The organism is uncultured Planktosalinus sp., from assembly GCF_963973675.1.
GTDB lineage: Bacteria > Bacteroidota > Bacteroidia > Flavobacteriales > Flavobacteriaceae > Planktosalinus.
Genome location: NZ_CAXBAN010000056.1, coordinates 1 through 9591, shown reverse-complemented (window position 1 = coordinate 9591; position 9591 = coordinate 1). Strand labels below are relative to the sequence as shown.

The window sequence follows — 9591 nt, the reverse complement described above, 5'->3', positions numbered from 1 at the left end:
GATGGACGTATGCTAAGGGTTGATTCATTTTTTACTCTTTTGTTTTTACTATTTGAGCCATCAGCTCTGCTTCTGTTACGAGTTTGTCATTAGCATAGGCATTTCCTTGCATATGAACAATACCTCGTCTGATTGGAGTTATTAGGTCGAGCTTAAATACTAAGGTATCACCCGGTAAAACCTGTTGTTTAAATTTTACATTATTAATTTTCATAAAATAAGTGAGGTAATTTTCAGGGTCAGGCACAGTACTTAATGCTAAGATACCTCCTGTTTGTGCCATTGCTTCGACAATTAGAACCCCTGGCATTACGGGGGCTCCTGGAAAATGACCAACAAAAAATGGCTCATTCATTGTGACATTTTTAAGTCCAACAACATGGCTGTCTGAAAGTTCAATAATTTTGTCAACTAAAAGAAATGGCGGCCTGTGAGGAAGCATGTCCATTATTTGATTTACATCCATTAAAGGTGGTTGGGATAAATCAAATTTTGGAACATTGTTGCGTTTTTCAATTTTGATTAATTTTGAAAGTTTTTTTGCAAACTGGGTATTTACGTGGTGCCCAGGCTTGTTTGCTATCACTTTTCCTTTTATTCTTGTGCCAATAAGGGCTAAATCACCTATTACATCAAGCAATTTGTGTCTTGCAGCTTCATTAGGATGATGTAATGTTAAATTGTCAAGGATTCCGTTTGGTTTAACTGATATGGAGTCTTTTTTGAAGGCTATCCTTAACTTTTCCATAGTTGAAGGAGATAACTCTTTGTCCACATAAACAATCGCGTTATTTAAATCTCCTCCTTTTATTAAACCATTTTCGAGTAGCATTTCAATTTCATGAAGAAAACTAAATGTTCGTGCATTGGAGATTTCATCTTTAAATTCTTTTAATGATTTTAAAGTAGCATTCTGAGTTCCCAAAACTTTTGTGCCAAAATCAACCATAGTAGTTACCTGATATTCTTCAGCTGGCATCACAATGATTTCGCTACCTGATTCTTCATCCAAATAAGAAATTGCATCTTTAACAATATATTCTTCTCTTGGTGCTTCTTGTTCAATTATTCCGGCTTTTTCAATTGCTTCTACAAAATATTTTGATGAGCCGTCCATAATAGGGGGTTCCGGAGCATTAAGCTCTAAAATACAATTGTCTACTTCCATACCTACAAGTGCCGCCAGTACATGTTCTGATGTGTGAATTTTTACACCACGTTTTTCAAGGTTTGTTCCTCTTTGGGTATTTATAACATAATTTGCATCTGCTTCAATAACTGGGCTGCCTTCAAGATCTACTCTTATAAAAGCGTAGCCAAAATTAATGGGGGCGGGCTTTAAAGTTAGTGTTACTTCTTTACCAGTATGTAACCCAACTCCCTTAAGGGAAATTTCTTTACCTAAAGTGCGTTGTTTAATAAGACATTCACTCATTGCCATTCTTTTTTTCAATATTGTTTATTCTATCTATTATTTTTGGAAAATTTTTAAAGTGCACATAACTTTTATTATAATCACCATAGTTTAAAGCAGGCGAACCTTGTAGGGTCTCATTGTCCTTAACATTCCTTCCTATGCCACTTTGGGCCTGAATTTTTACATTGTTCCCAATGTTAAGATGACCAGCAATTCCTACTTGGCCCCCAATCATACAGTTTTTTCCAATTTTTGTTGAACCTGCAATACCTGTTTGAGCTGCAATAACAGTGTTTTCACCAATTTCAACATTATGGGCAATTTGAATCTGATTGTCAAGTTTCACTCCCTTTTTTATAATTGTTGAGCCTAAAGTAGCTCTGTCGATTGTAGTACCTGCACCTATATCAACTGAATCTTCAATTATTACATTGCCAGTTTGAGGTACTTTGTTGTATTCACCATTATCGCTTGGTGCAAAACCAAAGCCATCTGCTCCTAAAATAACTCCACTATGAATAATGCAATTATTTCCAATATTGGTCTCTGAATAAATTTTTGCTCCTGCAAATACAATAACATTATCACCTATAACAACATTATCACCAATATAAACTCCCGGAAATATTTTTACATTGTCTCCTATCATTACATCATCACCAATGTAGGAAAAAGCTCCTAGATAAATGTTTTTGCCTAATTTAGCATTTTCAGACTTAAAAACTGGTTTTTCAATTCCGGTTTTATTAAGCTTAACCATATTATAATATTCTAAAAGTTTTGAAAAAGCTTTGTAAGCATTTTCAACTCTAATGAGGGTGGTATTCAATTGTTCTTCTGGAGTAAAGCCTTTATCAACTATGGTTATTGAAGCATTTGTTGAGTAAATATAGGAGGTATATTTAGGATTGGAAAGAAATGTGAGTGACCCTATTTCTCCTTCTTCAATTTTTGATAATTTTGATACTTCAATTTTAGGGTTTCCGTCTACTTCTCCTTCTAAAATTGTAGCAATTTGTTCCGCTGTAAATTTCATCTATTGTTTTTGATTAAATTCTTTGATGCTGAAACAACAGTTAGTTATTATATTTAAAAAATTGGTTCTGATTAGTTTGTTTCAATCTAGCAAAAATAGGAAAAAAGGCTCAATCTTTAGTTTTTGGATAACAGAGATAATTTTTTGTTATTTCATTTGTTAATACTTTACTGTTAATTTGGTCGCTTACTGCTGTAATATCAGTCACTTTTCCTTTTTGAGTCAAAAGAAATATTTTTTGCTTTGAATCGCTATAGGCCAAATTTGTTATGGTTCCTCGAAATGAAAAAAAGGAGGCTTCATCTTTCGAAAGCTTGTATTTTTGCATTACTTTTTGAAGTTTGGTATTTAAAGCATGATCAGAAAAAGGTTTGTCTTTCACTTTAATTTTTAGCAGGTTTCTGTTTAATAGCATTTTGCATAAGTTACTCAATACAAAATCATCACAGTTTTTCCACTCTTTTACAGCTGCAATGATATCAAAATCATCCAATTCTGAAAATTTTAATATCAATTCTTTATCAATTGTTGATTTGTAGATTTTTTTTGTGAGAAAAAAAATGAGTGAACTACTGGCTTTTAACGTTTTACCTTGTTTGATGAGTTCTTTTGCACGAACAAGAATATTTGTCAAAATTTGTTCAGCTACAATGCTTGTTTTGTGAAGATATACCTGCCAATACATAAACCGCCTCGCTACTATAAATTTTTCAACTGAGTAAACCCCCTTTTCTTCAACTACAAGTTCGTTGTCTGCAACATTGAGCATAGTGATTAATCGTTCGGAATTGATATTACCTTCGGGAGTACCGGCATAAAAACTGTCGCGTTTTAGATAATCCAATCTATCCATGTCAAGTTGGCCTGAAATTAATTGACAAAGAAATTTTTTATTATGGTTCCCTTTAAAAATTTGAATGGCAAGCGTTAATCTTCCGTTAAACTTTTCGTTGAGATATTGCATAAAAAGTAATGAAATTTCCTCGTGAGAAACTCCTTCTATAATGCTATTTTCCATAGCATGTGAAAAAGGCCCATGACCAATATCGTGTAATAAAATAGCAATATGTAATGCTTCTTCCTCTTTGGCAGTAATGTTAACTCCTTTGAAGCGTAGAACTTGTATTGCTTTTTGCATTAAATGCATACAGCCAAGGGCATGGTGAAAACGTGTGTGATTTGCGCCCGGGTATACCAGATATGAAAGCCCCATTTGAGTTATTCTACGCAACCTTTGAAACAAAGGGTCTTCAATTAACTCAAAAATGATTGTATCAGGTATAGTAATAAAACCGTAAATTGGGTCGTTTAAAATATTAAGTTTTTGGTTCGAAATCAAAGGCGAATAATTTAAAAATATATTTGAAGGATACTACTTCGCAAATGTAATGAATATTGATAATTAAATTAAGAAAATACATACAATGAATAAGATACACATACTTTGGGTGGACGATGAAATAGATTTATTAAAACCCCACATTCTTTTTTTAGAAAATAAAAATTATATAGTCACAAAAGCTCAAAGTGGAACAGAGGCGTTGGAAGAAATTGATAAAATGAATTTTGATATTGTTTTTTTAGATGAAAACATGCCTGGTTTGACGGGAATAGAAACTCTGCATGAAATTAAAGAAAAAAAACCAACCCTTCCGGTTGTGATGATCACAAAGAGTGAAGAAGAATATATTATGGAAGAAGCCATTGGTTCAAAAATCGCTGATTATCTTATTAAACCTGTAAATCCAAACCAAATATTACTGAGTCTTAAAAAAAATCTTGATCACTCCAGGTTGGTTTCTCAAAAAACCACTTCCAATTACCAGCAGGAATTTAGAAAAATCGCGATGGATATGTCAATGATCAATTCCTATCAGGGTTGGATTGAATTATATCAAAAATTGATAAATTGGGAATTACGGTTAGAAGAAATTGAAGATTCAAGTATGTTTGAAATACTCGAGTCACAAAAATCGGAGGCAAATACCCAGTTCTGTAAGTTTATTGATAAAAATTATCCTGATTGGTTTAAAAACACTCAGGACGCTCCTGTAATGTCACACACACTTTTCAGAGAAAAAATTGCGCCCGAAATTACAAACACACAACCCACCTTACTTATAGTTGTTGACAATTTAAGATATGATCAATGGCTTTCCTTTGAGCCAATACTTACAAATATTTATAAAAAAGAAAAGGAGTCTGCTTTTTTCAGTATTTTACCCACAGCCACTCAATACTCCAGAAATGCTATTTTTTCTGGCTTAATGCCTGATGATATGGATAAGTTACACCCTGATTTATGGCTAAATGACACAGATGAAGGTGGAAAAAACATGCATGAACAAGAGTTTCTGGAAACACAATTGAAGCGTCTGGGAATGAATATAAAATATGATTATTATAAAATCACAAGCCTTAAGCAGGGTAAAAAACTAGTTGAAAGCTTTAAATCTCAAAAGGAAAATGATTTAACCGTGGTTGTATACAATTTTGTTGATATGATATCTCATGCAAAAACTGAAATGGATGTTATTAAGGAATTAGCGTCGACCGATAAGTCATATCGTTCATTAACACAAAGTTGGTTTAAAAACTCACCCTTATTGGAGATTATACAACAAGCAGCTCAACTTGGATTTAAATTAATACTAACTACCGATCATGGTACAATTAATGTAAAAAATCCATCAAAAGTTATTGGAGATAAAAACACCAGTTTGAATTTAAGATATAAAACCGGCAAAAGCCTCACTTATGAATCCAAAGATGTTTTAGCGGCTAAAGATCCAAAAAGCATTCACCTTCCAAGCATCAATATGAGTAGCTCATTTATTTTTGCAAAGGGAGACTTATTCTTTGCATATCCAAACAATTACAATCACTATGTAAGTTATTTTAGAAACACTTATCAGCATGGTGGAGTGTCTTTAGAAGAAATGATTATACCATTTGCTGTTTTATTGCCACGATAAAGAATTTTTCACTATATTTGAGCTCGTAACCCCAAAGTTATGACTTACACCTACGACTTATCTCACTTGCCTGAAGCGGCAAATGCTGTGCTTTCTGGTATTTCTGGAAAAAAACTCCTTTTTTATGGTGATATGGGAGTAGGCAAAACTACCCTTATAAAAGAAATAGTAAAACAACTTGGTTATTCAGATGTGGTAAACAGCCCCACCTTTTCATTAGTTAATGAGTATGAAGTTAAAAATGATAAATTATATCATTTTGATTTTTACAGAGTCAATGATGAAAAAGAGGCTTTGGATATAGGTATAGAAGAATACTTTTATAGTGATTATTGGAACTTTATTGAATGGCCTGAAAAAATATCAAGGATTTTGCCCAATCATAAAAATGACATAATTGTTACACAAAACAATGACGGAACAAGAACTCTAAAAATTATTGCCTGTGAATAAATAGCAAACAATTAAAATAACCGCTTTTATGATAAACACTGGGTTTATCGCCTCCCTTTTTTAGTCAAGACCCCAAATCGACATTAAAATAAGCTTAGAATAACTTTGTCAAAAAATAACTTACTAAGATACGGGAATATTTTTTAAAATACTTTAGTTTTTTTTACATAGGTTTGTACTATTAACCTCACAAAAACTAAAATTATGAAAATGTCAAAAGCAGTATTTTTTGTTGCTATCTTTTTTGCTGGATTATTTGTATCTTGTACACCAGAAAGCATAGACAACGATGAACAACAAATCGACACAACTACAATCCAGGTCCCAAGACAAGGATAGAAAAAAGTTTACAATAGGAGGTGGAATTGTTATTTTATTGATAGCAATCTCACCCTATTTATTTTATTTGTATGAAAGTTTCCCAGACGGTCAAGTTTGGGAAACTTTTTTGTTTAATATCGAAACAAGCTATCTTTCTTGGTATCAATTCGCTTGGTTTCTTTCAGGAAAGGTAATTCCATTATATTTGTTACTGATATGGTTTTTTACCTGTAAACACTGGTGGCATTGGATTATACTGGTGCCACTTTTTATGTATATTTTCCAAACTTGGGGTTTAATTAATCAAAGTAGAAATATAGATGAGGTAGAATTAGTTTATATGATTCCTGTAATGTTAATAATAATTCCTGCAGTTTATCTAATACGTGCTAAAGTATTCAACAAAATTCGTGGAGTTGATGATATGAAAGCATTTGAAGAAGAACTTAAGACCAAGCGCACTTTATGGGATGAATTAAAAGACTTATTCCGTTAATAAACATTTTATTACACATTTGCAACATTAGTCCTAAAGTTGTAATTTAGTTTTTCCAATCAACCAAAACCTTAATGGCTAAGTCTATCACTCCATTTACAGCTGCTCAGCTTATTCCAAAAGAGGAAACTCTCGAAATTCAAAAAACCAAAGGAGATTTATTCATAGGAATTCCAAAAGAAATTTACTTCCAGGAAAAGAGAATTTGTCTCACACCCGATGCAGTATCTGCAATTGTTGCTCAAGGTCATAAAATACTTATAGAAAATGGTGCCGGTGAAGGCGCCAGCTATAGTGACAAAGCTTATGCTGATGCCGGGGCGATCCTTACGCGCGAAACAAAAAAAATATTTTCCTGCCCCATAGTTTTGAAAGTAGAACCCCCTACTCTAGATGAAATTAAAATGATAAACCCAAAATCTGTTTTAATTTCTGCCTTACAATTAAAAACAAGAGAAAAATCTTATTTTGAAGCATTGGCAAAGAAGAAAATCACTGCGTTAGCATTTGAGTTTCTTCAGGATGAAAATGGGGCATTTCCGGCTGTTAGATCATTGAGTGAACTTGCCGGTACCGCTTCGGTACTAATTGCAGCAGAACTTATGGTAAATGCTAAAGAAGGCAATGGGTTAATGTTTGGAAACATAAGCGGTGTTCCGCCAATTGAAGTTGTCATTATCGGCGCTGGTACTGTTGGCGAATTTGCAGCTCGATCAGCATTGGGATTGGGTGCAAGTATCAAAGTTTTTGATAACTCAATCACTAAGTTACGTTGTTTACAAGCAAACATTGGGCATCCAATCTATACTTCAACGATACAGCCAAAAAATTTATTAAAAGCATTAAAACGTTGTGATGTTGCTATAGGTGCTATTAGAGGTAAAAATAGATCACCCATTATTGTTTCAAAAACAATGGTTGAAAACATGAAAAAAGGAGCTGTCGTCATAGACGTTAGTATTGATATGGGTGGCTGCTTTGAAACTTCTGAAATGACAAGTCATGACAGTCCTATTATCATTAAAAATGGTGTGATTCATTATGGAGTTCCTAATATACCTGCGCGTTACCCAAAAACAGCTTCTATTTCTATTAGCAATATATTTACTTCTTACCTTATTGATATAGCGGAATCCGGTGGTCTCGAAAATGCCATTCGTTTTGACAATGGTTTAAAAAATGGGTTGTACTTTTACAGAGGCATTTTAACAAATAAATCAATCTCAGATTGGTTTGACATGCCATACAGTGATATTAACTTGTTTATTCTCTAGTACTTTATGAAATTTACACAGCGTTTGGCCTTCTACCTTTTTGGATTCTCAATTGGGTTAATATTTTTATTTTTCTTTCTCAATAAAAAAGGTGCTAGTTGTGATTACAGTCCGGATGCCAGGGTCAAAAAAAACATTAGAATTAAACCAAAAGTTTATTCAGAGAATGTTTTAACACAAATTAAAACCAAGCAGCTTGATACAACTTATGTTACAAATTTACTTCAAACAGGAAATGTAAACTTTAGTGAAAGTGACACAAAAAGGGACTCCTGTAATCTGTATGTGATCTATGGAAAAGTAAAGGGTGAACAAATCCGTCTTGAAGTAGAAAACTGTCCTGAAAAAGCATTTATAGTTTCTTTAAATAAAAAGCATTAAAGTTTTCTTCTCTCTTTTTCTCTTTTTATCAAATTTAACTCCCTGCTGGTTTGTCCGGCAACAGAAGTATTTTCTTCAGCACGTCTAATTAAATAAGGCATAACATCTTTAACTGGCCCGAAAGGTAAATATTTTGACACATTGTATCCTTCAAGTCCTAAATTAAAGCTGATGTGGTCGCTCATGCCAAATAACTGACCAAACCAGACTCTTAGATCGTTTTTTTCAATGCCTTTTTGTTTCATCAACTCCATAGCTTTATAGCAACTTTCTTCATTATGTGTTCCGATAAAAACGGTCATTACATCCGGGTGATCAAACATAAATGACATAATGGAATCAAAATTATCATCGGTTGCTTTTTTAGTTGGGCAAATGGGGCTTTTATAGCCCATTTCTTCAGCTCTGTTGTTTTCTTTTTCAAGATAGGCACCTCTAACTATTTTGAAACCAAGCTTAAACCCTTCTTCAGAAGCAATTTTTAGGACTAAATTCAAGTAGTCCAAACGATCCCAGCGGTAACATTGAATAGTATTATAAATTACAACCTTATCCTTGTTGTATTTACGCATCATTTCAAGAATCAAATCATCTACTGACTTTTGAATCCAACTCTCTTCAGCATCAATCAAAAGTGAAACTCCTGTTTCTGAACATTTTTGACACACTTTATCAAACCGCTCAATAATTTTTTCCCATTCAATTGTTTCAATATCGGTTAAAGGCTCATTCTCAGAAACTTTTCTATAAACTTCAAATCTGCCAAATCCAGTAGGTTTAAAAACTGAAAATGGTAATGCTTCTTTGTTTTCTGCAAATTCTGTAAGTCGTAATACTTTGTCAGTAGCAATATCAAATGACATTTCAAGATTTTTCCCTTCAACTGAATAATCTAATACAGAGCATACTCCTTTTTGATGCATTTTTTCGACCACCGGCATGCAGTCTTCTTCGTTCACCCCACCACAAAAATGATCAAAAACAGTTGATCTAATGAGCCCTTCAACAGGTAAATTGATATTTAAAGCAAATTTTGTCGCGGCTGTTCCTATTTTCACCAAAGGTTCACTGCTAATCATTTTAAATAAAAAATAGGCGCGTTCAAGTTCAGAATCTGTTTTTAGAGAAAAAGCAACTTCTGTGTTTTCGAAGAGATTTTTTGTTTCCATGGTCACTGAAGTAATCGTCTTACAAATATAGCTAGAATTCCATCGATTTTTTAAGAATTCTCCTTATTT

General features: G+C 33.2%; 9 protein-coding genes. 5 read left to right on the top strand and 4 right to left on the bottom strand.

The window, feature by feature from the left end:
- Positions 1-31 precede the first annotated feature (31 nt).
- The 3 genes from AACY61_RS03650 to AACY61_RS03640 all read right to left on the bottom strand — a co-directional run bounded on the left by AACY61_RS03650 (position 32) and on the right by AACY61_RS03640 (position 3792).
- Positions 32-1435: a bifunctional UDP-3-O-[3-hydroxymyristoyl] N-acetylglucosamine deacetylase/3-hydroxyacyl-ACP dehydratase gene (locus tag AACY61_RS03650; protein ID WP_339610237.1), complete on the bottom strand. Its 1404-nt coding sequence runs from the start codon at positions 1433-1435 to the stop codon at positions 32-34.
- Positions 1428-2453 carry a UDP-3-O-(3-hydroxymyristoyl)glucosamine N-acyltransferase gene (gene lpxD, locus AACY61_RS03645; RefSeq protein WP_339610236.1) on the bottom strand — a complete coding sequence of 342 codons (1026 nt, stop codon included), beginning with the start codon at positions 2451-2453 and terminating at the stop codon, positions 1428-1430. The genes AACY61_RS03650 and lpxD overlap by 8 nt, the downstream gene beginning before the upstream one ends.
- A gap of 109 nt (positions 2454-2562) precedes the next feature.
- Positions 2563-3792, bottom strand: a complete 1230-nt coding sequence (locus AACY61_RS03640; protein WP_339610235.1) for an HD domain-containing protein — start codon at positions 3790-3792, stop codon at positions 2563-2565.
- A gap of 85 nt (positions 3793-3877) precedes the next feature.
- Between AACY61_RS03640 and AACY61_RS03635 the strand changes: the two genes are divergently transcribed.
- The 5 genes from AACY61_RS03635 to AACY61_RS03615 all read left to right on the top strand — a co-directional run bounded on the left by AACY61_RS03635 (position 3878) and on the right by AACY61_RS03615 (position 8353).
- On the top strand, positions 3878-5428 hold the full coding sequence (locus tag AACY61_RS03635; protein WP_339610234.1) for a bifunctional response regulator/alkaline phosphatase family protein: 1551 nt from the start codon (positions 3878-3880) through the stop codon (positions 5426-5428).
- Between the two features lie 39 nt (positions 5429-5467).
- Entirely contained in the window at positions 5468-5881 is a 414-nt protein-coding gene (gene tsaE / locus AACY61_RS03630) for a tRNA (adenosine(37)-N6)-threonylcarbamoyltransferase complex ATPase subunit type 1 TsaE (protein ID WP_339610233.1), read from the top strand.
- Positions 5882-6170: 289 nt separating this feature from the next.
- A complete protein-coding gene (locus AACY61_RS03625; RefSeq protein ID WP_339610232.1) occupies positions 6171-6698 on the top strand; it encodes a hypothetical protein in 528 nt (175 codons plus the stop codon).
- Positions 6699-6772: 74 nt separating this feature from the next.
- Positions 6773-7972 (top strand): alanine dehydrogenase, encoded by a 1200-nt coding sequence (locus AACY61_RS03620; RefSeq protein WP_339610231.1) that lies wholly within the window; start codon positions 6773-6775, stop codon positions 7970-7972.
- A 6-nt stretch (positions 7973-7978) separates the two neighbouring features.
- Positions 7979-8353, top strand: a complete 375-nt coding sequence (locus AACY61_RS03615) for a hypothetical protein (protein WP_339610230.1) — start codon at positions 7979-7981, stop codon at positions 8351-8353.
- Here the strand turns inward: AACY61_RS03615 and AACY61_RS03610 are convergent.
- Positions 8350-9522, bottom strand: a complete 1173-nt coding sequence (locus AACY61_RS03610) for a proline dehydrogenase family protein (protein WP_339610229.1) — start codon at positions 9520-9522, stop codon at positions 8350-8352. The two genes, AACY61_RS03615 and AACY61_RS03610, sit on opposite strands and share 4 nt — an antisense overlap.
- Positions 9523-9591 lie beyond the last annotated feature (69 nt).